The sequence below is a fragment of the Chitinophaga sp. genome (assembly GCF_039596135.1).
GTDB lineage: Bacteria > Bacteroidota > Bacteroidia > Chitinophagales > Chitinophagaceae > Chitinophaga.
On sequence record NZ_JBCNKH010000021.1, the window covers coordinates 24,336 to 51,061 of the forward strand.

General features: G+C 43.1%; 26 protein-coding genes and 1 tRNA gene. 16 read left to right on the forward strand and 11 right to left on the reverse strand.

Features of this window, described 5'->3' with window-relative positions; translation table 11 throughout:
- Window positions 1-22: 22 nt before the first annotated feature.
- Both ABDW16_RS14435 and ABDW16_RS14440 read left to right on the forward strand, forming a co-directional pair.
- Window positions 23-2,008 carry a beta-L-arabinofuranosidase domain-containing protein gene (locus ABDW16_RS14435; RefSeq protein WP_343670619.1) on the forward strand — a complete coding sequence of 662 codons (1,986 nt, stop codon included), beginning with the start codon at window positions 23-25 and terminating at the stop codon, window positions 2,006-2,008.
- Window positions 2,009-2,095: 87 nt separating this feature from the next.
- Window positions 2,096-2,506, forward strand: a complete 411-nt coding sequence (locus ABDW16_RS14440; RefSeq protein WP_343670620.1) for an SRPBCC family protein — start codon at window positions 2,096-2,098, stop codon at window positions 2,504-2,506.
- A gap of 22 nt (window positions 2,507-2,528) precedes the next feature.
- Here ABDW16_RS14440 and ABDW16_RS14445 read toward each other — a convergent pair whose 3' ends face one another.
- The gene (locus tag ABDW16_RS14445) at window positions 2,529-3,116 is read right to left on the reverse strand and encodes a phosphatase PAP2 family protein (protein WP_343670621.1); all 588 of its coding nucleotides are present in this window, start codon (window positions 3,114-3,116) and stop codon (window positions 2,529-2,531) included.
- Window positions 3,117-3,486: 370 nt separating this feature from the next.
- Between ABDW16_RS14445 and ABDW16_RS14450 the strand changes: the two genes are divergently transcribed.
- Together ABDW16_RS14450 and ABDW16_RS14455 are read left to right on the forward strand one after the other, a co-directional pair.
- Window positions 3,487-5,973 carry a DUF5686 family protein gene (locus tag ABDW16_RS14450; RefSeq protein WP_343670622.1) on the forward strand — a complete coding sequence of 829 codons (2,487 nt, stop codon included), beginning with the start codon at window positions 3,487-3,489 and terminating at the stop codon, window positions 5,971-5,973.
- 29 nt (window positions 5,974-6,002) lie between these two features.
- A complete protein-coding gene (locus tag ABDW16_RS14455; protein WP_343670624.1) occupies window positions 6,003-6,395 on the forward strand; it encodes a response regulator in 393 nt (130 codons plus the stop codon).
- Here the strand turns inward: ABDW16_RS14455 and ABDW16_RS14460 are convergent.
- Window positions 6,372-7,547 carry an ATP-binding protein gene (locus tag ABDW16_RS14460; RefSeq protein WP_343670625.1) on the reverse strand — a complete coding sequence of 392 codons (1,176 nt, stop codon included), beginning with the start codon at window positions 7,545-7,547 and terminating at the stop codon, window positions 6,372-6,374. The genes ABDW16_RS14455 and ABDW16_RS14460 overlap by 24 nt on opposite strands.
- A 165-nt stretch (window positions 7,548-7,712) precedes the next feature.
- Between ABDW16_RS14460 and ABDW16_RS14465 the strand changes: the two genes are divergently transcribed.
- Window positions 7,713-9,542: a family 20 glycosylhydrolase gene (locus tag ABDW16_RS14465; RefSeq protein WP_343670626.1), complete on the forward strand. Its 1,830-nt coding sequence runs from the start codon at window positions 7,713-7,715 to the stop codon at window positions 9,540-9,542.
- A gap of 26 nt (window positions 9,543-9,568) precedes the next feature.
- On the opposite strand, the gene ABDW16_RS14470 is transcribed toward ABDW16_RS14465, so the two are convergent.
- The gene (locus tag ABDW16_RS14470) at window positions 9,569-9,916 is read right to left on the reverse strand and encodes a DUF1801 domain-containing protein (protein WP_343670627.1); all 348 of its coding nucleotides are present in this window, start codon (window positions 9,914-9,916) and stop codon (window positions 9,569-9,571) included.
- Between the two features lie 30 nt (window positions 9,917-9,946).
- Between ABDW16_RS14470 and ABDW16_RS14475 the strand changes: the two genes are divergently transcribed.
- On the forward strand, window positions 9,947-11,251 hold the full coding sequence (locus tag ABDW16_RS14475) for a BamA/TamA family outer membrane protein (RefSeq protein WP_343670628.1): 1,305 nt from the start codon (window positions 9,947-9,949) through the stop codon (window positions 11,249-11,251).
- 3 nt (window positions 11,252-11,254) lie between these two features.
- On the opposite strand, the gene ABDW16_RS14480 is transcribed toward ABDW16_RS14475, so the two are convergent.
- The 4 genes from ABDW16_RS14480 to ABDW16_RS14495 all read right to left on the reverse strand — a co-directional run bounded on the left by ABDW16_RS14480 (window position 11,255) and on the right by ABDW16_RS14495 (window position 13,186).
- Window positions 11,255-11,755, reverse strand: coding sequence for a YkgJ family cysteine cluster protein (locus ABDW16_RS14480; protein ID WP_343670629.1), 501 nt, complete (start codon window positions 11,753-11,755; stop codon window positions 11,255-11,257).
- Between the two features lie 43 nt (window positions 11,756-11,798).
- The gene (locus ABDW16_RS14485; RefSeq protein ID WP_343670631.1) at window positions 11,799-12,332 is read right to left on the reverse strand and encodes a hypothetical protein; all 534 of its coding nucleotides are present in this window, start codon (window positions 12,330-12,332) and stop codon (window positions 11,799-11,801) included.
- Between the two features lie 67 nt (window positions 12,333-12,399).
- Entirely contained in the window at window positions 12,400-12,759 is a 360-nt protein-coding gene (locus ABDW16_RS14490) for a hypothetical protein (protein ID WP_343670632.1), read from the reverse strand.
- A gap of 55 nt (window positions 12,760-12,814) precedes the next feature.
- The gene (locus ABDW16_RS14495) at window positions 12,815-13,186 is read right to left on the reverse strand and encodes a copper resistance protein NlpE N-terminal domain-containing protein (protein ID WP_343670633.1); all 372 of its coding nucleotides are present in this window, start codon (window positions 13,184-13,186) and stop codon (window positions 12,815-12,817) included.
- A gap of 244 nt (window positions 13,187-13,430) precedes the next feature.
- On the opposite strand from ABDW16_RS14495, the gene ABDW16_RS14500 reads away from it, so the two are divergent.
- From ABDW16_RS14500 to ABDW16_RS14530, 7 genes are all read left to right on the forward strand, one after another.
- Window positions 13,431-14,045, forward strand: a complete 615-nt coding sequence (locus tag ABDW16_RS14500; RefSeq protein ID WP_343670634.1) for a hypothetical protein — start codon at window positions 13,431-13,433, stop codon at window positions 14,043-14,045.
- A 1-nt stretch (window position 14,046) separates the two neighbouring features.
- Window positions 14,047-14,781: a DUF3307 domain-containing protein gene (locus tag ABDW16_RS14505; RefSeq protein WP_343670635.1), complete on the forward strand. Its 735-nt coding sequence runs from the start codon at window positions 14,047-14,049 to the stop codon at window positions 14,779-14,781.
- Between the two features lie 340 nt (window positions 14,782-15,121).
- Window positions 15,122-15,937, forward strand: coding sequence for an AraC family transcriptional regulator (locus ABDW16_RS14510; protein ID WP_343670636.1), 816 nt, complete (start codon window positions 15,122-15,124; stop codon window positions 15,935-15,937).
- A 135-nt stretch (window positions 15,938-16,072) separates the two neighbouring features.
- Window positions 16,073-16,609, forward strand: a complete 537-nt coding sequence (locus ABDW16_RS14515; RefSeq protein ID WP_343670637.1) for a cytochrome b/b6 domain-containing protein — start codon at window positions 16,073-16,075, stop codon at window positions 16,607-16,609.
- A 77-nt stretch (window positions 16,610-16,686) separates the two neighbouring features.
- The gene (locus tag ABDW16_RS14520; protein WP_343670638.1) at window positions 16,687-17,238 is read left to right on the forward strand and encodes a hypothetical protein; all 552 of its coding nucleotides are present in this window, start codon (window positions 16,687-16,689) and stop codon (window positions 17,236-17,238) included.
- Window positions 17,239-17,288: 50 nt separating this feature from the next.
- The gene (locus ABDW16_RS14525; RefSeq protein ID WP_343670639.1) at window positions 17,289-17,699 is read left to right on the forward strand and encodes a DoxX family protein; all 411 of its coding nucleotides are present in this window, start codon (window positions 17,289-17,291) and stop codon (window positions 17,697-17,699) included.
- A 539-nt stretch (window positions 17,700-18,238) separates the two neighbouring features.
- Window positions 18,239-19,672 carry an ATP-binding protein gene (locus ABDW16_RS14530; protein ID WP_343670640.1) on the forward strand — a complete coding sequence of 478 codons (1,434 nt, stop codon included), beginning with the start codon at window positions 18,239-18,241 and terminating at the stop codon, window positions 19,670-19,672.
- A gap of 134 nt (window positions 19,673-19,806) precedes the next feature.
- Here ABDW16_RS14530 and ABDW16_RS14535 read toward each other — a convergent pair.
- Window positions 19,807-19,880: transfer RNA gene (locus tag ABDW16_RS14535), tRNA-Asp, on the reverse strand.
- Window positions 19,881-20,113: 233 nt separating this feature from the next.
- On the opposite strand from ABDW16_RS14535, the gene ABDW16_RS14540 reads away from it, so the two are divergent.
- Together ABDW16_RS14540 and dapA are read left to right on the forward strand one after the other, a co-directional pair.
- On the forward strand, window positions 20,114-21,067 hold the full coding sequence (locus ABDW16_RS14540) for an acetyl-CoA carboxylase carboxyltransferase subunit alpha (protein ID WP_343670641.1): 954 nt from the start codon (window positions 20,114-20,116) through the stop codon (window positions 21,065-21,067).
- A gap of 122 nt (window positions 21,068-21,189) precedes the next feature.
- A complete protein-coding gene (gene dapA / locus ABDW16_RS14545) occupies window positions 21,190-22,068 on the forward strand; it encodes a 4-hydroxy-tetrahydrodipicolinate synthase (protein WP_343670642.1) in 879 nt (292 codons plus the stop codon).
- Window positions 22,069-22,094: 26 nt separating this feature from the next.
- Here the strand turns inward: dapA and ABDW16_RS14550 are convergent, their stop codons facing one another.
- Window positions 22,095-23,003, reverse strand: coding sequence for a ribonuclease Z (locus tag ABDW16_RS14550; RefSeq protein ID WP_343670643.1), 909 nt, complete (start codon window positions 23,001-23,003; stop codon window positions 22,095-22,097).
- A 99-nt stretch (window positions 23,004-23,102) separates the two neighbouring features.
- Entirely contained in the window at window positions 23,103-23,477 is a 375-nt protein-coding gene (locus ABDW16_RS14555) for an STAS domain-containing protein (protein WP_343670644.1), read from the reverse strand.
- 195 nt (window positions 23,478-23,672) lie between these two features.
- On the opposite strand from ABDW16_RS14555, the gene ABDW16_RS14560 reads away from it, so the two are divergent.
- Window positions 23,673-26,204: an ATP-dependent Clp protease ATP-binding subunit gene (locus tag ABDW16_RS14560; RefSeq protein WP_343670646.1), complete on the forward strand. Its 2,532-nt coding sequence runs from the start codon at window positions 23,673-23,675 to the stop codon at window positions 26,202-26,204.
- A 186-nt stretch (window positions 26,205-26,390) separates the two neighbouring features.
- Here ABDW16_RS14560 and ABDW16_RS14565 read toward each other — a convergent pair whose 3' ends face one another.
- Window positions 26,391-26,663 (reverse strand): DUF4242 domain-containing protein, encoded by a 273-nt coding sequence (locus ABDW16_RS14565; protein ID WP_343670647.1) that lies wholly within the window; start codon window positions 26,661-26,663, stop codon window positions 26,391-26,393.
- Between the last annotated feature and the right edge of the window lie 63 nt (window positions 26,664-26,726).

The following is a 26,726-nucleotide window of genomic DNA, read 5'->3' on the forward strand; positions in this document are numbered from 1 at the left end:
AGCAAAATAATACCCACGTAAAATGAAGTCTCAGGTCTTAATTTTTCTATTATTCTGTATTTCCGTACAGGCACAGGTTACGCCTGTCTACAACCGGGCGCCGCTCCGGGAAAACCCGTACACAGCATTACCGCTTGGAGCTATCCGTCCACAAGGCTGGTTAAAAGAAATGTTGATTCGCCAGAAGAATGGTGCTACCGGCGAACTCGATAAGCTTTATCCCTTAGTCATGGGGCCACGCAATGGCTGGCTGGGTGGCGATGGTGACCAATGGGAACGCGGCCCTTACTGGATAGATGGTTTACTGCCACTGGCTTACATACTGCAGGATACCGCCCTGATCCGCAAAGTAAAACCATGGGTAGAATGGAGCATCAGGAGTCAGCAACCCGATGGTTACTTTGGCCCTTCAAAGGACTATAGTCCTGAGCCCGGCGTCCAAAGAGACAATAGCCACGACTGGTGGCCGAAAATGGTGATGCTCAAAATTCTGCAGCAGTATTACATGGCTACCGGCGATCAACGGGTGGTAAAACTCATGACCAACTATTTCAGGTACCAACTAAAAGAGTTGCCCATTCATCCATTAGATCACTGGTCATTCTGGGCCAGGTTCAGGGCCGGCGATAACCTGCAGGCTGTATACTGGTTGTACAACATCACCGGCGATAAATTCCTGCTGGACCTCGCCGATCTGCTGCATAAGCAGACATTTGATTTTACCCATGCATTTTTGAATACTCCCCTGTTATCACAGGTGGGCAGTATTCATGGTGTGAACCTCGCACAGGGTATGAAAGAGCCTATCATTTACTACCAGCAGCACCCGGAACAACAATATTGGGATGCTACCGTGAAAGGCTATACAGACCTGCGTCGTTTTGATGATATGGCCATGGGCCTGTATGGTGGCGATGAAGACCTGCATGGCAACAATCCCACTGGTGGTTCGGAGTTATGTACCGCTGTAGAAATGATGTATACACTGGAATGCACACTGCCCATTACAGGTGAGGTGGCCTATGCTGACAAATTGGAACGCATTGCTTTCAATGCTATGCCTACACAGATTACGCCTGACTTTATGGACAGGCAATATTTTCAACAGGCGAACCAGGTGATGCTCACCCGCCATACAAGAGGTTTTCATGTAAACCATAGCGGTACGGATGTATGTTATGGTCTGCTTACAGGTTATGCCTGCTGTACATCCAATATGCACCAGGGTTGGCCCAAGTTTACACAAAACCTCTGGTATGCTACTGCCGATAAGGGAGTGGCGGCATTGGTATATGCACCGAGTGAGTTGAAAATAACCATTAACGGAAAACAAATCGGCTTTACAGAAACGACAAATTATCCTTTCGAAGAGCAGATTACATTTACCTATACAGGTGGTAATAATTCCTTCCCATTATCATTGCGTATACCTGCATGGTGTAAACAGGCTAAAATTGCCATCAATGGAAAGGTAGAACAAGAGCCGGCCGGCAACCAGGTTGTAAAAGTGAACAGGACCTGGAAGAAGGGAGACGTGGTTACTTTACAATTACCAATGCACCTGAATAATCAGCGCTGGTATGAAAACAGTATATCTGTAGAAAGAGGTCCATTGGCCTATGCGTTGAAGATAGGCGAAGAAAAGAAGTTAGTGCACATTACCGCTGCAGATAGTATTGATTATGGTAACAGCTACTATGAAATCAGGCCCACCACACCCTGGAACTACGCCTTGTACGCAACGCCGGAAAATGAACTTTCAGCCCATTACATGGTTGAAAAGAGCAGTAAGGTAGCAGCTTATCCATGGGAGCCGGAAAAGGCGCCAATTACCCTTAAAACGAAAGGCAGGATCATTCCCAGCTGGCAACTCTACCAGGAGATGGCGGGACCTGTTCCTTTCAGTACTATTTTCCAGTTGGAACTGGGCGAAGAAAAGGAAATAGAACTGATACCTTATGGTTGTACACACCTGCGCATTGCACAGTTTCCTGTCATAAACAGGTAGTTGTCGCATCGTACCCGGCAATTGTCGGAATTGCCCATAATTGGAATAAATGACTTAACTTAAGTTTGTAGTATAAAATCAAACACCATGAGCGCTATCACCATCAAAACCACGGTTAATGCACCTGTAGACAAGGTGTGGAAAATCTGGAGTAATCCGGAGCACATTGTTAAATGGAGCACAGCTTCTGAAGACTGGCATACGCCTAAGGCAACAAATGACCTGCGTCCGGGAGGTCGGTTTTCTTCCAGGATGGAAGCTAAAGATGGCAGTATGGGCTTTGATTTTTGGGGTACCTACGATGTGGTAAAGCTGCATGAAAAAATCGGCTATACCCTCGGCGATGGCCGTAAAGTAGATATCTTTTTCCACGGTCATGGAGAGTCAACTGATATTAACGAGACTTTCGAAGCAGAAGAACAAAACCCCGAAGAGATGCAAAGAGCCGGATGGCAGGCAATTCTTGATAATTTTAAGAAGTACACTGAGTCCATCTAAGCGAATTAAAAAAGCCTCCTGGTCAGGAGGCTTTTTTAATATTATATACGAATTGCCATCTTAATGAAAGTTGAAAAACTACACCACCCACAAGCGAACCGATGATTGCCCCACCTAACACGTCAGAAGGGAAATGTTTACCGACATATACCTGCGCATAACATACAGCTGCCGCCCAGATCCATAACCAGTTCCATTTTTTATCTAAGTAATGCCTGATAGCAAAGAACCAGTAAGTGGCCAGTGCAAAGTGATTGGCAGCATGATTGGAAGGGAAGGAATATGCACCGCCGCAATCCACCAGGCTTCTCACCATTCCATTCAGTTCAGGATCATAGCATGGACGTAGTCTGCCTACGAAGGGTTTTACAAGTTGTGCACACAATGCATCAGTAAAGGCAAATGTGATCAGGGTCATGATGATAAACAATACGGCATCGTGCTTCAGCTTCCGTAAGCTGAACCATAACATAAACACATAAAGTGGGATCCAGGTAAGAGGTTCTCTTATCGCCATCATGATGGGGTCCAGGAATTTACTGTCCGCATCGTGATTAATAAGCATAAAGACGACCTTGTCCAGTTCCCTGAACGAATGTAAAATGTCCATAAATTAAAGTCGTTTACACTGAGTTTCAATTGGCAATGCCGGGATGGACAATGTAGGTGTTGTCACTGGCGGCAGCTTATTTCAATCGTTTTTAAAGTTGTAGGTATTCTATCCAATCTATTCAGACTGTAAGGTAATTATTTATTCAAATGTCCTCTTTTTGTTCATAATCATTTAATATTAGCGACGAGGGTCAAAAGTTCGTCGATGTATTGTTTTCGCATAGTTGTGCCCGCTTTTCCGTCATATCGCATGATTCTGCGGGCTGGTCGCTATAATTCCGGAATATGCCTATAAGACTGCCTGAGTTATCGGATTCAGTTGTAGTATTGATCCGCAGGCTTCCTGTACGCGAACGAACATCAAGCTTATGAAGTCTACGATACTATCGTATTTTTTATTGATTGCCTTTCCCATTTCCCTTGTTGCGCAGACTATTGTGTCAGGAACAGTGACCAATGCCGGCACCCACACTCCCCTGCAGATGGTAAGTATAGTGATCACCGGCAAAACGATTGGTACACATTCTGACGAAAAAGGTCATTTTAGTTTAACAGCCAGCGAACCATTTACACAGATCTCCGTATATGCCATGGGGTATAAAACAGTGAAACTCGCTGTGGTACCCGACAAGCAGCAGGTGATCAACGTAAAGCTGGTACAGGATACCTATGGCCTCAACGAGGTCGTGGTCAAATCAGGAAAAAAGCAGCGATACTCGAATAAGAATAATCCTGCCGTAGACCTGATCAGGGAAGTGATCGCGCATAAATCAAAGAACCGCCCGGAAAATTATGACTATGCAGAATATCATAAATATGAAAGGATGTTACTCTCGCTCAGTCACCTGTCAGATACCTTTCGTAACCGGCGTATCTTTAAGAATTACCAGTTCCTCTTTACAGAGCAGGATACCGATGCCATTGGTGGCAAACTGATGTTGCCTGTGTATATGGAAGAAAAGTTGTCTGACAATTATTATCGTCGCAATCCTTATACCAAAAAGCAAATTATCCGTGCCAGCAAGCAGGTGAAGTACGATGAAAATCTTATTGATAATAAAGGCTGGTCTTCTACCCTCAATTTCTTTTACCAGGATATAGATATTTACCAGAACAATATCATGGTAATGACGAACCAGTTATTGAGTCCTGTGGCTGGTGGCGCACCTGGATTCTATAAGTATTTTATTACAGATACGGTAGACAACCAGGTGGTATTGGATTTTAGTCCCAGGAGTAAAACAGACCTGCTTTTTGAAGGGCGCTTGTATATCAGGCTGGATAGTACTTATGCCATATCGCGGGCAGAGCTGACAGTGGATAAGCGCATCAACCTCAACTTTGTCCGGCGCATGGAAGCTGTTTTGGCGTTTGATGACAGGAACCAGTTGAAAGAAAGCTCGCTGAAAATTGACTTCGGTCTCAGCAAAGAAAAAGGGAAAGGGATGTATGGGGAGCGCATAGTACAGATCGACAGCTTTTTCCTGGATAGAAAAAGACCTGCTTCGGATTATGCCGGACCTGCAGTAGAAACGGTGGCGGATGCGGAGAAAAAGGATACTGCTTATTGGAGTTCGAATCGTCCGTTTGCATTGTCGGGACCGGCATCGGGTGTGTATAAAAATATGGATAGCCTGCAGCGTACGCCTTCTTTTAAGAGAGCGGTGAACTGGGCGACATTCTTATTAATTGGTTTTAAAAACTTTGGCCCCTTTGAAATAGGACCGGTGAATACTTTTTACAGTTTCAATGCAGTAGAGGGCTTCCGGCCTCGCTTTGGCGGCAGAACGACGGAGCAGCTAAGCAAGCGCATTTACTTTGAAGGGTATGTAGCGTATGGTGTGAAAGATGAACGCTTCAAGTATTTTGCGAGTGCTACTTATTCACTGAACAATAAATCTATTTATACCTTTCCGCAACATTATATCCGGGCCAGTTTTCAACACGATACCAAAATTCCAGGGCAGGAACTGCAATTTGTGCAGGAGAACAACGTGTTGTTATCATTTAAGCGTGGTACCAGTAACCAGATGCTGTACAATGATTTTTTTAAGTTAGAATACCAGCATGAGTTACAGAATCATTTCTCTTATTCTTTTGGATTTAAATACTGGGACCAGCATCCGGCAGGAGGTTTATCATTCCAGAAAGAAGTGAATGAAGAAGTGGTAAATGTGGCCGGTGTAAAGACCAGCGAAGTGAATATGACATTGCGCTATGCACCGCATGAGCAGTTTTACCAGAGCAAATTGTACCGCACACCGATAACAGATAAATACCCTGTATTTACATTGCGGTACAACCAGGGTATAAAGGGATTGCTGAATGGGGAATACAATTACCAGCATATAGCGTTGAATGTGTCGAAGCGGTTTTATTTATCACAGCTGGGGTATACAGATGTCAGTGCAGAAGGATCTTATTTGTTTGGGCAGGTGCCGTTTCCATTACTGGATATTCACAGGGCGAACCAGACGTATTCTTTTCAGTTGCAGTCTTACAACCTGATGAACTTTTTGGAGTTTGTGAGCGATCATTATGCGGGTATCAATATCGATCATCATTTCAATGGATTTTTCTTTAACAAGGTACCTTTATTGCGCAGGTTGAAATGGAGAGAAATTGTGAATGCAAAGTTCCTGTGGGGCGGGGTGAGAAGTGAGAATGCAGGCAGGCTCATGCTATTCCCTTCGGGAACTTACCCGCTGAGTAACGGGCCATATATAGAGGGCAGTGCAGGTATCGGCAATATCTTTAAAATAGTCAGGGTGGACGTGGTAAGGCGTTTTACATACCTGGATCATCCGGAGGTGCCATCATGGGGAATCAGGACAATGTTGAAGTTTGATTTTTAGGCGATAATTAGTATTTTAGTTATCGCACTATGAACCAGAGAATGTACAAATTCCTGTTGGCAGACGATGACAGGGATGACCAGGAAATTTTGATAGAGGCTATATTGCAGGAGCAGCCAGCTACACAAATTAATACTGTATTTAATGGGCAGAAGGTATTGGATTATCTGGCAGAGCGCACGCCTGCCGAATGGCCGTCATTGATTATACTGGATTATAAGATGCCGGTGATGAACGGGAAGGAGGTGCTGGAAAAGATACAGGAAGTAAATATACCCAAGGTAGTATGGAGTACATCCAGCCAGCCTGAGCATATGCAGTTATGCCAGGAATTGGGCGCAGCCAGATATTTTATAAAGCCGAGCAGCAAACCTGAATTAGACGCGATAGTGCTGGAATTATTCCGCATCTGTGGCGGGTAAGGTGATAGTAAATGTAGCCCCTTCGCCTACCTGTCCTGTAGCGCTGATAGTACCATGATGGTTCTGTACAATACGCTGGCAGAGCGCCAGGCCTATGCCGGTACCCGGATAGCTGTCACGACCGTGGAGGCGCTCAAAAATCTCGAATATTTTCTCACTGTTTTGCGGTTCGAAGCCAATGCCATTGTCATGGATGGTAATGATGTATTTACCATTGCCGGTGGTGGATTGGAGGGTGATATGGGGTGTCTTTTCTTTGTGATGGTATTTGAGGGCGTTGCCGATCAGGTTATCCAGTAATTGGCGTAGTTGAAAGGTAATACCGGTCACAACAGGGAGTGGGCCTGTTTCTATATTTGCATGGAGTGCTTCGATGGTATCCTGGTAGTGGGAGAGAACATCTTCGACTATTTTATTGAGGGGTACCTGTTCAAATGGAGGTACCTCACCAGATATCCTGGTGTAGGTAAGCAGGTCTTCGATGAGGCCCTGCATGCGATGCGCGGCATCTGCAGTTCTTTCGAGGTAAGACTTTTCTTTTGGTGGCAGGGAGGTGCCAATGCGTTCTAATAACGCGGATGTGTAGAACTGCACTTTGCGGAGTGGTTCTTTCATGTCGTGGGCAGCGGCGTAGGCAAATTGCTGTAACTCTCGGTTCTGGATTTCCAGCTCCTGTGCGTATTGTTGTATTTTATCTTCAGCGACTTTTCTTTCGGTGAGGTCGCGGGTCACTTTAGAGAAGCCGATAACGTTGTTATGATCGTCATGGAGGGCAGTGAGCACAACGCTGCCCCAGAAGGTGGTACCGTCTTTGCGCACGCGCCAGCCTTCGTGAATGGCTTTGCCGGTAGTACGGGCCTGTTGAATCAGTTTTTCGGGGAGTTGCCGTTGTTGATCTTCCGGGCGGTAGAAGATGCGGAAGTTGCGGCCTATGATTTCTGCTTCTTTGTAGCCTTTGATTTTTTCAGCGCCTTTATTCCAGTTCATGATACGGCCATCTTTGTCCAGCAGGAGGATGGCATAGTCTTCTACTTCTTCCACCATTTTGTGGTAGCGTTCTTCGCTGCGTAAAAGGGCTGCGTCTTTTTGTTTGGCAAGCAGGCGCAGGCGCTCGTATGAAGCGGGGTCGTCGGGTAGTGATTTTGTGTCCATGTGGAAAAGTGTACGTATCGTCTCAAACAAATATAAGATTAAATTAACCAACGCTTTTGAAGTGCCACAATAAATAATAACTTTAATGCGAACAAGACTGTATTGCCGGTGACATTGACCGAATTACAGGCAAATCCTAATCTCACGCAAAATTCAGGTTATTAAATGCGATTAACAACGATCTTACTTGCCACGTTATGTAGCTTCCAGGTTTTCGGACAACCTAAAATTATTCCTGAACCTGTATCCATGCAGCTTAACAATGGAGCATTGCCATTGGGTAAAAATATTGTCTGGACCACGACGGTAAACAGTACTGCCTTGTCGCAGGCAAAGACACAGGTAGAAGCAGATTTCAGAAAGATGGTAGCTGCTGGCGGGGAAACCCGGATTTCCCTGACCTTGTTAAAAAAAGAAGATGCAGGCATTGGCACCGAGGGGTATTTACTTGACATCGATAAGGAGGGTATGCATATTGCTGCTAACCAGGAGAATGGATTGTTCTATGGCTTACAAACGGTACGCCAGTTACTATCTGCTCCTGAAGCTCCTTATCTCACTATCAGGGACTATCCTGTGGTAGGCTACAGGGGAATGATGCTGGATGTGGCCAGGCACTTCTTTACCAAAGCAGAGGTGATGCAGTATATTGATGAAATAGCAGCGTACAAATTTAATATGCTGCACCTGCACCTGACCGATGACGGTGGATGGCGTATTGAAATAAAAAGTTACCCTAAGCTGACAGCAGTAGGTGCCTGGGGTGTAGAAAAGTATGGCTATTACGGTGAATATTCACCGGCAGGGAAAAATGCAAAATATAACTATGGTGGATTTTATACCCAGCAGGATATAAAAGACATAGTGAAATATGCAAAGGAGAAATTCATCGATATTCTTCCGGAGATAGATATTCCGGGCCATTCTATGGCAGCAGTGGTAGCTTATCCGGAGTTGTCAGGAACAAAGGATGCAGTGAATTATAAAGTATATTCAGGAGAGAAAGGATTTATGGATTGGACGGATCATGGGATAGTGGCAAGGTATGATAATACGCTCAACCCTGCTAAACCTGAGGTGTACAGGTTCCTGGATAAGGTCTTTGAAGAAGTGGCCGGTTTATTCCCATACGAATATATCCATGTAGGGGGCGATGAATGTGCGAAGAATTATTGGCAGAAAGATCCGAATGTGACAGCACTGATGCAAAAGGAAAAGCTGAAGAACTATGAGGAGGTACAGGCATATTTTGAAAAGAAAGTAGAAAAGATCGTCACGGCCAAAGGTAAAAAGCTGGTTGGCTGGGATGAAATACTGGAAGGCGGAGTGGCACCGGGTGCTACCATTATGAGCTGGAGAGGAGAGAAGGGAGGTATAGAGGCGGCACGATTACAGCATAAAGTGATTATGACCCCGAATAACTATGTATACCTCGACTTTATGCAGGGCAATAAATTTGTAGAATCAAAGGTATACGAGACCCTGCGGTTAAAGAAAGTATATACATTCAGCCCGGTACCTGCAGGGGTAGATCCGAAATTTATTTTAGGAGGGCAGGCGAACCTGTGGACAGAGCAGGTTTTTGATTTCAGGAAAGTAGAATATATGACCTGGCCCCGTGCGCTGGCAGTGGCAGAGTGCCTGTGGACACCGGCTGCAAAAAAGGACTGGCCCCGTTTTGTAGAAAAAGTGGAACAGCATATGCAGGCATTTGACAAGGACACCATCAGTTATGCGCCTAGTATATATGAACCCGATGTAACGGCGCAATATACAAAAGACAGCGTATGGTTATGTACGTTTACACCTGAAATAGACGGGCTGGACATGCATTATAGCGTGGATAATTCTTTTCCCGACATAAAGTCCCTGGCATATCAAAAACCATTCGCATTGCCGGAGGATGCAGTAATGATTCGTATAGTTAGTTATAAAAATGGCAGGCAGGTAGGCAGGATACTGACAATACCTGTAGCTGCATTGAAAAAGGATTAAGTTATGAGGTATTTGTTGTTGGCGGGTTATTTCTTCTTCTTTTCAGCGTTCTGCTTCACACGGTAAATAACAATTTTGGTAATGAGTTCCAGGGGAAGGGGTTGATCATAGGGAAACTGGATCGACCCTTTCCCTTGTTTGTAAGGGGATAATTCTTTCTCAAATGCCTTTATCCCGGTAGGTGCAGGGTAAAACCCAATATGGTGCTTAAAAGCCGCAAAATGCACCAGGTTTCCATTCAATACAAAAGTGGGTATAGCATATTTAATAGTCTCTGTAGCATTTGGAGCGGCCTGTTGAATAGTCTGTCTTACCTGTTGCAGCAGGGCTTGCACATCCGTTGGAAAGGTAGCAATGTATGAATCAATAGTCATGTTGGTTTAAAATTTGTTTCCGCTAATTTAATGTTACCTCTCTACAAAACCGCTTTATTGAAGGGCCTGTTCCTGTTCATTTTTGCAGGCTGTTGTACCCGTGCATTTAGCCAGGTTCCTGCGCCAGCTGCCGATACGCTGAAGGGGGATTCATCGCGGGTGCATATTCCTGTTGAAAGGTTGGAGTCGCAATTTGACTTTACCGATCTCGTCAGGGATATTTTTCATATTCGCAGGGATTCTGCTAAGAAGCCTTCAGGAATCATTATCGTACCCAATATAGCCTCCAATCCAAGTATTGGTTCGCAGATTGGAATTAAGGCGGTGGCAGGGCGTAAGCTGGGCAATGATCCGAATACATTGTTATCGGTAGGAGCCACCTCTGCATCTATTACAACGAAGGGGATCATTTATTTCTACATCAGTCATAATATCTACACACCAGGAAATAAATGGAATTTTCAGGGGAGCCTGGTAGCTGCAAAAACCGTGACACCTGATTATGGGTTAGGGATAGGGATAGATCCGGCAGGCAGTGCAACAGATAAGCAGCTGGCGAATCCGGATCGTAAGCCACGGGGGCTGCATGCGCAGTTTTATAACTTCAGGGAGAAGGTGTATAAAGAGGTGGTGCCACATTTGTTTTTAGGGGCTGGGGTATCATTTGATATCAGGAGGAAGCTCACAGAAACGGATACATCAGGGAATACGCCTTATGATATTTATAGCGACAGGCATGGGTTTCACAGGGATCATTATATGGCAAACGGGTTGTTGTTCAATGTACAGTATACCACGCGCGATAACCAGAATCGGGCTTACAAGGGAATGTATATAGATGCGGGTTTCAGGCTGAATCAAACCTGGATGGCGAGTACGCGGAATGCGTTGCAGTTTACAACTGATGTTCGGAAATATGTTAGTTTATCGCACCGGAACCCGGAGCATGTGGTAGCTTTCTGGAACTGGGGATCTTACCTGATAGCGGGGAATGTACCTTATTTGGAGTTGCCGGGTACGGGAAAGGATCCGTCGTTTAGAAGTGGGCGGGGGTATACGGTAGGGTATTTTAAGGGAACGCAGTATAACTATTCAGAGATAGAATATAGGTTCCCGATATTAAGAAATAAGTTCCTGAGTGGGGTGGCGTTTTTTCATGTGCAAACGGCGAATGATGCTTCGGGAACGAAGTTGTTCCAGGTGTGGCAACCGGGTGGTGGGGCAGGTTTGAGGGTGTTGTTTAATAAGCTCACGCGGACGAATTTGTGTTTGGATTATGCGTGGGGTAAGTTTGGGGCGAGGGGGTTCTTTTTGGGGTTGAATGAGGCGTTTTAGTTTTTAGAAGGCCAGTCTTTTTTTCATTGCTTCTATTACATTGTAAATGATGAGACAGGTGCTGTAGTGAGTAAAAGTGGTGAACAGCCTTTTATTAAACTTCGGCAGGTGTAAGGCCGGAAATTCGCGGCAGCCGGCAAAGCGGTGTTCGTAGATGGTGCAGCGGTTTTCGTGCAGGAAATGACAGGGGATGGTGTTGATGATCATCAGGTCATTGCTGGATCCTGTTTCGATGTATTGTTCTTTTAGTTCGGTGTTGGTTTTGTTGAGGTGTGTGGCTAATGCGGTTACTTCCTCTTCAGTAACATTGATCATGAGGTTACGGCAGCAGTTACCACAGGTGGTACAGTCTATTTGCGGGGTGATGAGGGTATCCAGCTCGTGGACAAGCTCATCTATGTCATTTGAGTCCTGTGATTGCAGGAATGATCTGAATGCGAGATTTTCAGCTTCCTTTTCTTCGGCAGCGTGTGCGATTTCTGTGAGTGTGGTAGTTAGTTTCAAGCTGCGAAGGTAGGTAAAATTCCCTGTTTTATTTTCTCAATCATCATATGTAGTGGGGAGGTTGAAAATCCCGGATGGCGGTACCTATTTTGTTCCAATTACTTATTGCATTGGAATCCAGGTATCCATAACTCCCGTCCGGACGAATCAGTACTAATGACGCAGAATTATTTCCTTTGCCTCCAGGTACAATGAAATAGTATACACCAATATAGTCATCCCAGAGATATTCTTTGTTGTGGATGGTCATGCCTTTTTTATTGATTGTAACGATATCCGGACCAGGGAAAATGAAGACCAATACTGCAGAGAAAATCAGCGCCGGGAGCGAGATGATCAACATGTAGTAGGAACTGGCGAATAAGGCTTGTATTGTCAACCCCAGGGCCATAATGCCTATGAATGGATAGAGGGGCGGGAGTGTACGAATAACGACATTCCCATCTTTGTCTGTTTTTGCCGGGTTGTAATAGGCAAATTTACTGGCGCGTGTTAACGCGATATTTTTCGTATAGGTAAGGCGTTTTTTACGTATGATGTTCTCTTTGATACGTTCGAGGAGTGCATCGTGTTCCATTGTTCATGATTTATTGTTCAATGCGGGTGATAACCTTTTTACAGGATTGGGTTCATCGGCAATAGCATTATTTTGTCAAATAATCCGGCACCATGTATTGAATTTCCTTAAATCCCCCGAACATCACTATTGGAGTCAGTGTGTTATTTTTTATAATGAATTCATAAATGTAAGGACGGGTGTAAGTCTTTAGAATGAGCGTGTCATGTGCCACCGTCCAGCTACCTTTTGCAAGGCAGGTTGTATCAAGGTCTTTATAAAAGACCTTGATTTTATAGGTAAAACTCGAATCCTTTTCTAAGTTCAGTTTCCATCTTGAGTCTTCTCCGTAATCAACGTAGCATACCCGTCTTTCGTGATAATAGGTACCTGTTATGTCAGGTTCGGAAAAAGAGAGTAATGCAAGGATGGCCAGGTATTTTAGCATAGTCGGGAATATAAGGCAATATACTGCTTTATAACCAATCCGGTTAAACTTTAAATTACTGTAATTCCAGTGTATCCAAAGGCGGGGCAGGAATTATCGATGTCGGATAGCGAGGTTCATCCAGTGCCACCAGTATTTTCTCCCGCACGAGGAAACGACGTAGTTTACCTGTCGGTGCAGTTATTAATTTCAGGGTATCTCCATTTACTGTCCACTTACCATTACCTGGACTTTGAACGATTGTAAATACACTACCGCCAATATGTTCGGTATTCAAAGTGTAACTGGAATCTTTTTCCAGTTTCAATGTCCAGATTACCTGGTAGTCATTATCGTTATCACGATACTTCTTTTTCCGGGAGTAGGTACCAGTAAGATCTGGAAGAATAAGCGGCAGCAAAGCTGACAGAAAGAGGTATTTCATCATGGTTAGGAATATTATTAGTTTATACTAAAAAAGCCATGCGCGGTTACGACGGAATAAGTGACTACTGGTGCATGGTATGAAAAAGATTAAAGATAGCATATTGATTAATTATTCGCGATATTCCATCTATATCTATCGGTTCTAAAAGCGATAATTCAAATTATCGTCTTTAACCCCGATATAATTAATATCGGTCAAATTGACGATATTTTGAAATATCGGTATAATAAACGATATTTGGAATATGACCAGTATTATTACAGGAGATATTATCAATTCGCGGAAAGTTGATCCGGTTATTTGGTTAAATCCTTTAAAGGCTCTTATGAAGGAGTGGGGGAAAACACCAAAAACGTGGGAGATATACAGGGGAGATAGCTTTCAATTAGAAATAAATCAACCTCAGCATGCCCTGTTAGCAGCAATTCGCATCAAAGCCTGTATAAAGTCTATTGAAAAATTAGATGTAAGAATAGGGATAGGAATAGGAAGAAAGAATTATGATGCTTCAAAAATTACTGAGGCTAATGGAGAAGCATTGATTAATTCGGGAGAAACATTTGAAGAGCTTAAAAAATTAAAGCAGCAACTGGCAATCAGGAGCCCCTGGCCAAAACTGGATGCTGAACTGAATTTAATGTTCCGCCTGGCATCTATAGCACTTGATAAATGGAGTCCTGCTACAGCACAAATAGTTGCAGCATCAATCGTTAACCGCACATTATCGCAAAAAGAGCTCGGCGATAAAATAGAGCGGACACAATCAACAATCAGTGAGGCTCAGAAACGGGCACATTATGACGAAATGATGGATTTGGTGGCCTTTTATGAAGAATGCATCACAGAAAAAATCAATTGATATGATTCTGCTACTTCAACTTTTTTTAGCTCATATTCTTGGCGACTTTTTTTTACAAACCGACAAATGGATTGCCAGTAAAGAGTCACAAAAATGGCGCTCTCCATATTTATACGTCCACGTATTCATACACTTTATACTTATTCTGTTAGTTACCTGGAACTTTGGTTTGTGGAAAATGTCATTAATAATTATGGTTTCGCATTTACTTATTGATGGAATAAAGTTGCAATATCAACAACCCGCTACCCAAAGAGCATGGTTTTTTATAGATCAAATCGCGCATCTGATTATTTTATTTTTAGTGTGGTCTTTCTATGAAAAAATATCATGGAATTATATGGCTATAGCTACCCCCAAAACGCTTATTATTGGCACTTCTATTTTATTCGTATTGAAACCGGCATCTCTCATTACCAAATTTGCAATCTCGAAATGGACACCTGGAGCAAGTACTAATTCCGGCTCAAACATGATAGGGGTAATTGAATCTTTAAAAGACGCGGGTGAATGGATCGGGTTTCTTGAAAGGCTAATGATTCTGATATTTATCTTATTAGGAAAATGGGAAGGGGTAGGATTTTTACTGGCGGCAAAATCCGTATTCAGATTTGGGGATTTAAAAGAACCTAAAGAAACAAAACTCACTGAATATGTGGTAATCGGAACATTCCTGAGCTTTTTTATTGCTATTCTTACAGGGATTATTACCTGCCAGCTGTTAGGTTTGTTTTAAGAAGGAATTTATAAATTAAACTTTCTGAAGAAGAATGTGATGAGGGATTACTTATGAAAAAACCCTCCAAATCTTTCGACTTGAAGGCTTAAAGCTTGCGGGCTGAAGTGAGCAGGTTCGAACCGCTATATAGAGGATTTTTTGAGTTAAATCAGTACTTTAACTATTGAAAAAGGGTATTCAGGCTGTTGCTTTTCAAACAATTATGCTAAATTGTGAGTGGTTGAACCGTTTTATTGCAGGAGTCCGCCAATTTTTAGAGGGCAATTTATGTATCAGAATTCAGTCCGTGTCGTAATGGCAATGAGCTATAGCCGCCAGATTAGCAAGTATCTCTATCATGAATGCAGATAATTATTTTATCACCAGGAAACCGGAAAACCAGTTTCTTTCGACACTGGTTGATCATTACTTTCACATTGATGTTTCTGTAAACCAGCTACCTATAAGCCAGGAGTTCATTATTCCTTGCCCCCGAATTACCTTTGGGTATTTTTTCAATCACCCGTTTATAGCCACAAACCATTCATTAAAGCAATCGGTCCCTGTGCACATGGTAATTTCCCGGATCCGTACACAAAAAATAACTGTACAGCCACAAACTGATAAGATAAAAATTATAGGTGCACATCTTCGCCCTTTTTGTTTGGCATATTTAACCAGACAACCCATCCATACCATGCCCTGGTTGATAAACGCTGTTGACTTATTTAAAGAGACAGCGACTGAGTTTTGCGAACGGATTGACAATAGCAGCAATGTAGAGCAAATGTTTAACGAAGTAGAAAAGTTTTTCCTCGATAATATCTTAATTCGGGACTTGTCTGTAATATCAAATGCAATAGAACTTATAGAAAAAAGTGCCGGAAATATTCAAATCGGAGATATAGCCCGCCAATTAGGTGTTTCAGACCGAACAATCAGAGGTCATTTCTATGACCATGTAGGTTGCACCCCAAAGGAATACATTCGTGTTGTGAAACTTAAGCAGGTTGCGTTTCAATTGAGACATTCTGATGACTCATTAACTGATATCGCATATGATAACAATTACTTTGATCAGGCTCACTTTACTCATGATGTCAAAAGCATCACCGGCAGATCTCCTAATGAGTTGAGGAAACAAATGCCCAATTTCCGTTTTTTACAATTTTAGAAAATCACTTTTCCGTTCCTTTGCGAAGAGCATTAGGCGCAGAATACTTTTAATAGTCATTTAATAGCGATCGCTATTACAATAATGGCTATTGGCATTTTCTTTATATGTTCATTAACGGCAACAATTTAAATAATGAAATCAATTATTAGAAACAATCTTTCTGAAAAATACGGGAAAGGAACTATAATAATTCATTGGGTAAGTTTTTTACTAATTCTAGTCCTGATCCCATCTGGTTTCATCATGACAGGTACAAAACCGGGAGATGCAAAAATACTTTTGCTAAGAACACATATTTTCATTGGTGTGATTGTATTTATATTGACCCTTCTGAGAGTTTGGTTCTTTTTTAGATACAAACGACCGTCTCACCTTGAAACTGGCAATCTCATTCATAATAAGCTGATTGTCTGGCTTGAAAACTCGTTTTATATAGTGCTGATTTTGCTTTCTGTATCCGGAATTCTCACTGTTATACTTGGTGCGCTTGGACAGGCTATCAGGGCAGGAAATTACACATTGCTACCAAACAATCTTGACGTGCCATCTCTTGCTCCACATCAGGTTCTGGCCAAACTGCTTATAGCTTTGTTAATTGTCCACATTGTTGGCGTCGTAAATCATTACATCAAACTAAAGGAAAACACTTTGAAAAGGATCCTGCCTTAAATAATATCATTAATGCAAAGCTCCACTACTAACTCAAAGCCAGTGATCATGAATACACAATCTACATTAAGCAACAAATGGATATTAGGGGTGCGTGGCCTTTTCTTATTGGCCTGGGCATTGTGCTTTTTAATATTACCAAAGATTCATCAAGGAACTTAGTGTTCATATTTGCGCTGCTTGTCTTGCTGGCAGGCTTATGCGGAATTTACTTCGCAAGTTCAAATAGAGTGGAAAATTTCCGGCGTAATTGGCTGATTATTGAAAGCGGTACAGACATTTTAATCGCCGGCGTTGCTCTCTATTTCTATATACGATCTTCCAATCTTACGGGAAATTTCAACACGGCATTTGCCTACTTTGCGCTGGCATTTGCATTTATGCAACTCATCTATATTTTTCAAATTTTACAAATTGGAAGAACTCTAAACCTGAACATTATGCTGGCACGCTGTCTCATGGCAGTTGGGTATGGCATTTTCGGAATCATTCTTATTTTTAACGCAGCACAGCAAAGTGCCTCGACATTCATGATAAACCTTATTGGTATAGGTCCGTTATTGGCTGGGCTGTTTTCACTCGCATTTTCGGGGCGGATGTACATGCTGAGAAAAAGTGTAAGTGAATGAACCTGTTTTCTCCTTTAGGGAAGTTTAGTTTTGATATTCAATAATACAAAATGTCTCAAAAAAACGGTTTACAACTGTTGAATGTCGGCCTTTGGATTGCCCAACTTCTGCTGATTCTGGTGCTGCTTATGACGGGGCTAATGAAACTTTTTCAACCAATTGAAAAACTAGCAACCAGGTATCTTTGGATGGGGCAGGTACCTGCCATTTTTTTGCGCTTTCTTGGCTTGTGCAATTTGCTTGGATGCCTGGGGTTGCTGTTGCCGTCTCTGCTGCGTATCAAACCAGTGCTTACTGTCTGGACTGCGTTTGCGATAATAGTATTGATGATTTGTGCCATCGTTTTCCATTTAAGCAGAGGGGAAACACAAATCATCGGGTTTAATATCCTGATTGCTGCATTAGCGGCATTTGTTGCCTGGGGAAGATCCAAAAGGCTACCTATCCGGCCTAAAATATGATAATATCAAATGGTGTTAAAGGCGCAATTGACTTTTTAAAGAATAATTTCAGGGTTGAAAAGCATGAAAATTTACCTACGAGATATATATTAATTTAATCCCACTGTCCGAAGAGGGAAGAATGCAGAGGCTAAAATTTCGTTGAACTAAAAAAGCCTTCAAATCCAAAGACTTGAAGGCTTTTTTTATTTCTTGCGGGCTGCGGGGGACAATCTTCGAACCTATTACAGAATGATTTGTCTATCATCAGGGAGTATATTGAAATGAAACAAATGAAATTCTTAAAATAGTAAAATTTTTATCTACCAAGGTTTGTGCATCATTAAATTGAAACAGCGTTAATCCCACCATTATATCCTCATCTTCCTTTGGATTTAGTGGCTCAATGCAAAATTGACACTCTTATTTGCAAGGTAATAATTCACTTAATTTTTTCATAAGTGGTTGTTTATCAATTTAAATATTGAAAATTTAATTTTTATATTTCGCCACAACTAACTAAATTTATATAGTTATGGCGAAATATAATTAAATAGACAATGGAACATCTCATAGGAAGGGAAGAAGAAAAAGCTATACTACAAAGGGCCTTATTGTCCAATGAGGCTGAATTAGTAGCAATATATGGTAGACGAAGAATTGGGAAAACCTTTCTGATCCGGAACTTTTACCAGAAGGAGCTGATTTTTGAGTTTTCAGGTGTTCATAATACGACTTTGAGTGACCAACTGGCTAACTTCGCTCAGGCCCTTACCCGCTCTATGAAAAGTTCACCTATTGATACTCCAGGTAATTGGAGGCAGGCTTTTAGTCTGTTAGAAAGTTACGTAGCCCCTCTTATAAAAAAGCAAAAGCGGGTACTATTTTTTGATGAATTTCCCTGGATCCAAACGCCAAGATCGGGTTTTATGCAGGCATTCGAAAATTTCTGGAATATGTGGGCTTCCCGGCAGGAAAACCTTGTTGTGGTAATCTGTGGTTCTGCTGCATCATGGATGATACGGAAAGTAATTAATAACCGTGGAGGGCTTCATAACAGGGTAACAAAAAGGATTCGCCTGTTACCTTTTAATCTTAGCGAGACGGAAGCGTATTTGAATAGTAGAAAGATAAAACTGGATCAATATCAGTTATTACAACTTTACATGGCAATGGGTGGCGTTCCTTTATATCTTAAAGAAGTAAATATCGGAGAGAGTACAGCGCAAGTATTAGATAGAACGTGTTTTAACAAGAATGGGTTATTGCATAATGAATTCAAAATACTTTTTCATTCATTATTTGAAGCAGCCGTACACCACATGGAAGTGATCAGGGCCTTGGCAGCCAAACCAGGAGGGCTGACAAGAAATGAAATAATTGAAGTCTGCTCGCTAACATCCGGCGGAGGTACTACACAATTACTGGAAGAACTGTCGGAGTCGGGATTTATCACACCCTATGTGCCTTTTGAAAAAACTTCCCGGGATAGTATCTATAAGCTAACAGACGAGTATTCAATTTTTTATATAAAATTTATAGAGAATAGTAAATCATATGGAGCGGGTGTCTGGATGCGACTTTCAGAAGGCTCGTCATGGAAAGGCTGGAGTGGGCTTGCATTCGAAAGTATATGTCTTAAACATGAGCAACAGATTAAAAAAGCAATAGGAATAGCTGATGTTTATACAGAGGCGTCTCCATGGCGTTACTCTGCTAAAGAGAAAGAAGATGGAGCACAAATAGATCTTCTATTTGATAGGAGAGATAACTGTATAAATCTGTGTGAAATTAAGTTTTCCATTTCTGAATTCGTTATAGACAAAAAATATGCTGCTACATTAGCGCAAAAAGAAAGAGTTTTCCGACAGAAAACTCAAACCCGTAAGACATTATTTCTTACTCTTATAACTACGTATGGAGCTAAGAAGAATGATAACTATGTAAATCTTATACAGAAAGAAATCACGATGGAAGCCTTATTCAAAAATTAGTTAACTGGCAATCGAAGCGTAGAAACGATTAGACTTCGAACACTTATAGGGTTGAAAACAAATAACTTAGAAATTCATATTATATTATACAATAAAAAGCAAAACCCGCTCTTAGAGCGGGTTTTGCTTTTTTGCGGACCAGACGGGACTCGAACCCGCGACCTCCGCCGTGACAGGGCGGCATTCTAACCAACTGAACTACTGATCCATCTCCCTTACGGTCGATTAACACTGATCCATCTCCCTTTTTGTTCGATGAACACTGATCCACCTCCCTTTTGTTCGATGAACACTGTCTTATCTCCCTCCGTTCCAGCACTCCTGCCTTCCCGTTTTGGGATTGCAAAGATACCGACAAACCAATCAATTTTGCAAATCTTTTTTAAAAAATATTTTAGCCGTTATCTTTACACCGTACTTTAACCAATTTATAACATAAATATGCAATTCCTGGAATTCGAAAAACCTATTGCGGACTTGTATGATCAGCTGGAAAAACTGAAAGAAAATGGCGCCAAGTCTGGTGTTGACGTGACAGCTACCGTGGTGGAATATGAGTCTAAAATCGCTCATACCCGCCAGGAAATCTACGATCATCTGACCAGTTACCAAAAGGTACTGCTGAGCAGACATCCGGATAGGCCCTATACCCTGGCGTATATTGAGAAGATGTGTACCAACTTTGTGGAGCTGCATGGCGACAGGAACGTAAAGGACGATAAGGCGATGGTAGGCGGTTTCGCTGACCTGGATGGCGAAACTGTGATGTTCATCGGTCAGCAGAAAGGTGTAAACACCAAAATGCGCCAGATCCGCAACTTCGGTATGGCAAATCCTGAAGGCTATCGCAAGGCATTGCGTCTCATGAAACTGGCAGAAAAGTTCAACAAGCCTATCGTAACGCTGATAGATACCCCGGGCGCTTACCCAGGTCTGGAAGCTGAAGAACGTGGGCAGGGCGAGGCAATTGCCCGCAATATATTTGAAATGGTGAAACTTCGTGTGCCGGTTATCTGTGTCATTATCGGGGAAGGTGCTTCCGGTGGTGCCCTCGGCATCGGTATCGGAGACCGTGTGCTGATGCTGGAAAATAGCTGGTATACCGTAATTTCTCCTGAAAACTGCTCTACCATCCTCTGGCGTAGCTGGAATTTCAAAGAAAAAGCTGCTGAAGAACTGAAACTCACCTCCGATCATATGAGCAACTTCGGCCTCGTAGATGGAGTAATCAAGGAACCGCTGGGTGGCGCGCACGTAAACCCCGATGAAATGGCGGTGATCCTGAAGCAAAAAATTAAAGAAACACTGGCCGAACTGAAGAAGATCGATGCCGATACCAGAATCGAACAGCGTATTGACAAATACAGCAACATGGGCTTTTTTGACGAACGCTAAAAATAATTTGACATAAACCATTTCAAATTGTCATCTTTGCACCTCCTTTCAGGAATTTCACCGCTTGAAGGGTGATTCAGAGAGGACAATTTGGAATTTCTTATCCGGAATTTTTACGCATTATGGAACAATTAAGAGGCACCGGCGTCGCGCTGGTTACGCCCTTTAAAAAAGACGAAAGCATCGACTGGAATGCTTTAGAGAGAGTGATCGATCATGTGATTGCCGGCGGGGTTGACTATGTAGTATCCCTGGGGACCACCGGTGAAACACCTACACTGAGCGCAGAAGAGAAGTTGGACATTATGAAGTTCACCTTCGAAAAAGTAGCGAAGCGCGTACCAGTGGTGGTGGGTATTGGAGACTATAACACCCGTGATGTAGTCAAGCGTCTCGAAACCTGTCCGCTCGATGAAGCCGTTGCCATACTCAGCGTAGCTCCTTATTACAGTAAACCAAGCCAGGAAGGCATCTTCCAGCACTATAAGGCGGTAGCGGCAGCTGCGCCAAAGCCAGTCATTCTCTACAATGTACCTGGCCGTACCGGTCGTAATATGACCGCCCAGACTACCCTGCGCCTGGCGCATGAGGTAGAAAACATCGTGGCAATGAAAGAAGCCAGCGGCGATATGGTACAATGCATGCAGATTATCCGTGACAAACCGAAAGATTTCATCGTGGTGAGTGGAGACGATGCCCTGGCTATGCCACAGATCGCTACCGGTATGGATGGATTGATCTCTGTAGCTGCCAACTATTTTGCAAAAGACACAGCTGGTATGGTGCAAGCTGCATTGCAGAACGATTTTCCTACAGCAAGAGCTTTGCATTATAAATTGCAGGAAGCCTTTGACCTCATGTTTGAAGAAAACAACCCTGCCGGCGTGAAAGCGTTTTTACAGGAGGGTGGTTTGATTGAGAATGTGTTCCGCCTGCCGGTTGTGCCGGTAAGCAGTGGATTGCAGGCAAGAATTGCTGCGCTCGTGAAGAATTTTAAGTAAAATATCAGGGTGGGAGCAATCCCACCCTAAATAATGTATGTAGCCCCCTCCAGTGACAGATCAGTATTCGGAAACACTGGCCTGCATTCTTCCAGGAAAGCATTCAGTTCTGTATACTTCGATGAAAAATGCCCGATAATCAATCTTTTAGCTTCCCCCTTTGCCGCTAATGTCGCTGCCTGCACACTGGTGCTATGATATCTTTCCGCCGCTCTTTCTGCCAGGTTATGCAAATAGGTCGTTTCGTGGTACACGAGATCTGCCTGGTGCACATATGGTAATAACTCTTCCGTATACTTCGTATCTGCACAATACACATATTTCTTGCCCGGGGCAGGAGGGAGGGTCACCCAGTCATTTTTGACCAATACACCATCTTTTCGCTGATAATCAGCTCCTTCGGCCAACTGAGAAAAATAAGCTGCAGGAATTTCATATGCCCTTGCCTGTTCAGGAATAATCCGGCGTTTCCTTTTTTGCATATCGAATACAAATCCATAGCAGGGAATCCGGTGCCTGGTAGCAAAGTAGCTTACCTGCAGGTCCTTTTCGCTCACGATAATGCCTTGATTTTCCGGTATTAAGGGGGTAAAATGCATTTCGAACTGCAAAGTGGTGGCTGCACACTCCATCTGCAGATGAAGAATCTGTTCCAGTTCAGGAGGGCCGAATAAATAGAGCGGATCCTGGCGCCCCAGGAGACTCAGGGTATTGATGAGACCAATGAGCCCAAAATAGTGATCGCCGTGTAAGTGGCTGATAAAGATATATTTCAGCCGGCTACGCCGGATTTTATAACGTGCAATCTGCACTTGAGTGCCTTCACCGCAGTCTACGAGTAGCAAAATATCGTTACATGTGACTACCTGTGCCGTTGGATGCCTGTCTAACGTGGGAAGAGCCGAATTATTACCTAGTATGGTTACCGCAAACATGCCCGAAAATACGCATTTATAGCATGAAAAAATTCCGGAATATGGAACCATTTTCCACATTCCGGAACGAAATGCCTGCACGAAGGCGGCACACAAAAATTATTCATCTTCGCCCAGTAATTCTCTTTCCAGGTCTTCCATCATGACCAGGTCAATGGCTTCTAACATAGTAGGGGCGAGGTTTACAACGTTTTCGTCGGCAGCTTTGATCTGCCCGGAGAGGGCACTGTTAAGCCCGGTAAGGGCACAAGACAAACTGCTGTCATACTGTTGGTAGTAAACTGTTAAAATGGCTTTTAACCCAGCTTCATCCACATTTGACACCAATGCCATATCCAGTATAAGATTGCGGCCTTCCAAACCAGGTAAATCTGATACCTCTTTTACAAACGCATCTGCCAAATTAGCATCCAACAAACTTATTTGCGGCTGTACAACAAGAATTTTTTCTTTGGTATCAATTTTGAATTCCATTCGCTAAGATTTTGTTTTATAGTTTAGTAAATAAGTAATCGGAATCCTGCCAAATAACAGCCTTCTTCTTACTTCCCTACCCTTCAGAATGTTCTTTATACTATTAAAGTGTTAGGGTAAAGGTAAATCAAAATTATTTGCTAATATTGTATAAGCAAGTCCCGGTAAGGGTTTTAATAATTTAATATTCTCACAATGGACCAGAATTTTTCACCGCAAGTAAAGGAGATTATTTCGTTTAGCAGAGAGGAAGCTCTACGCTTGGGGAATGATTTCATCGGCACAGAACACCTGCTGCTAGGCATTATCCGAGAGGGGGAAGGGACAGCTGTTAAAATTCTGCAGGCCTTGAATGTAGACCTTTATGAACTACGTAAGGAGGTTGAGTTGGCCGTAAAAGATAAGACAGGAAAAAATATCGCCAATATCAATAGCCTCCCGCTTACAAGGCAGGCAGAGAAAGTAATCCGTGTTACGGTGCTCGAAGCAAAGGCACTGAAAAGTCCCACCGTGGAAACGGAGCACTTAATGCTTTCTATCCTCAAGAATAAAGAAAACGTTTGTACACAAATCTTACAACAGTTTGACGTGGATTACGACACTTTTAAAAACGAGCTGGGCTTCGTAAAGTCTTCTGACCCTAAAGCAGAATTTGACGATCCAGGAGAGGAAGAATTTGAAGATGAGCGTAAAAGTTTTGCCTCTAAGGCCAAACAGACCAATACGAAGTCAAAAACGCCTGTGCTGGACAATTTCGGCCGGGATATCACTAAGCTGGCCGAGAGCGGCAGCCTTGACCCAATTGTAGGTCGCGAGCAGGAAATTGAGCGTGTATCGCAAATATTATCCCGCCGTAAAAAGAATAATCCGATCCTGATCGGTGAACCGGGAGTGGGTAAAACCGCTATCGTAGAGGGCCTGGCGCTGCGCATTGTGCAGCGTAAGGTATCGCGCGTATTGTTTGACAAACGTGTTGTTAGCCTCGACCTCGCCGCACTGGTAGCCGGTACTAAATACCGTGGCCAGTTCGAGGAAAGGATGAAAGCCATCATGAACGAACTGGAGAAAAACAGAGACGTGATCCTGTTCATTGATGAAATTCACACGATCGTAGGTGCAGGTGGTGCTTCAGGTTCCCTGGATGCTTCCAACATCTTCAAACCAGCCCTGGCTCGTGGAGAACTTCAGTGCATCGGTGCATCCACCCTGGATGAATACCGCATGTACATCGAAAAAGATGGTGCACTTGACCGCCGTTTCCAGAAAGTAATGGTAGACCCTCCAACCGTGGAGGAAACAATACAGATCCTCAACAATATCAAACCAAGATATGAAGAGTATCACAACGTAAGTTATTCTGATGATGCCATTGAAGCGTGCGTAAAACTAAGCGACCGCTACATGACAGACCGACTACTACCAGACAAGGCTATCGACGTACTGGATGAAGTAGGCGCCCGTGTACACCTCAAGAACATCAATGTTCCGCAGAACATCCTCGACCTGGAAAAACAGATCGAAGATATCAAGCAGGAAAAAAATAAAGTCGTGAAGAGCCAGCGTTTTGAAGAAGCTGCCGCCCTGCGCGATACTGAAAAGAAACTGGGAGAAGACCTGGAACGTGCAAAAGCAGTTTGGGAAGAAGAAGTGAAACACAAACGCTACCCAATCGATGAAGAGGCAATCGCCGAAGTCGTGAGCATGATGACAGGCATCCCTGTAAAACGTATGGTACAGGCCGAAACCGAAAAACTGCGCCGCATGGGCGAAGACCTGAAAGGTGCAGTAGTAGGTCAGGACGAAGCCATCACCAAAGTAACAAAAGCCATTCAGCGTAACCGCGTAGGTCTGAAAGATCCTAAGAAACCAATCGGTACTTTCATCTTCCTCGGTCCTACAGGGGTTGGTAAAACTGAGCTGGCTAAGTCACTCGCACGCTATATGTTCGATTCAGAAGATTCCCTGATCCGTATAGACATGAGTGAATACATGGAGAAATTCTCCGTAAGCCGCCTGATCGGTGCGCCTCCAGGATATGTAGGTTATGAAGAAGGCGGTCAGCTGACTGAAAAAGTTCGCCGTAAACCTTACTCCGTAATCCTGCTGGATGAAATCGAAAAAGCACACCCGGATATTTACAATATCCTGCTGCAGGTGCTGGACGATGGTATCCTCACCGATGGCCTGGGCCGTAAGGTAGACTTCAAGAATACATTGATCATCATGACCTCCAACATTGGGGTGCGTCAACTGAAAGATTTCGGTGCAGGTGTAGGTTTCACTACCAGCGCAAAATCAAACAGCGAAGAAGAAAATACCAAATCAGTGATCGAAAAAGCACTGAAACGTACCTTCTCTCCTGAGTTCCTGAACCGTATCGATGATGTAATCATATTCAACTCCCTGAGCAAAGAACATATCTATACTATCATAGATATTACTATGCAGAGCGTACTGAAACGCCTGGAAAACCTGGGCTTCAGCCTGGAACTGACAGACGAAGCGAAAGGATTCCTTGCAGAAAAAGGCTACGACCAACAGTTCGGCGCCCGCCCACTGCACAGGGCCATCCAGAAATACCTGGAAGATCCTTTAGCTGAAGAGATCCTGAATATGAATATTCACAACGGAGATGTACTGATTGCTGATCTGGATAAGGAAAATCAGAAACTGGTTTTTACTTTAAAGAACTCAAAAAGTAACAAATCCGAAAAATCAGAGGCTTAATTAATATAGCCATAGTTGATAGAAATGTTTTCCAATAAAAACTCCCGGGATTGTTTCCCGGGAGTTTTTTTTATGCCCAAATGAGCGATTTTCTACCCCCTTTGTGTGAAGAAAAGGACTGATTTTACATTTTAACATATGTTTAGGAAATAAAAAAGGCGATAAATTTTACCGCCTTTTTCACTTTCATTCCGCTGTGGTGGGATCAATCACCGCTTCAACCTGATGGACCGCATTCGCCGGAAACCCGCCCTTTCTTGCATGTTCCCTGATCGTTTCTTCATCCGGTGAAATGTAAATACAAAAAATCTTATCTCCCGTCACATAACTCTGTACCCACTGAATCTGTGGGCCCAGCTCTCGCAATACATTACATGACGTTTGTGAAATACCCTGCAATTGCGCAGGGGTCAGTTTTCCCGCCCCGGGAATTTCCCGTTCGATGACAAATTTTGGCATGTTAACATCATTTTGGGATTATAAATATTACTCCTGCAAGTTAATGATTATTACCCTTTAAAA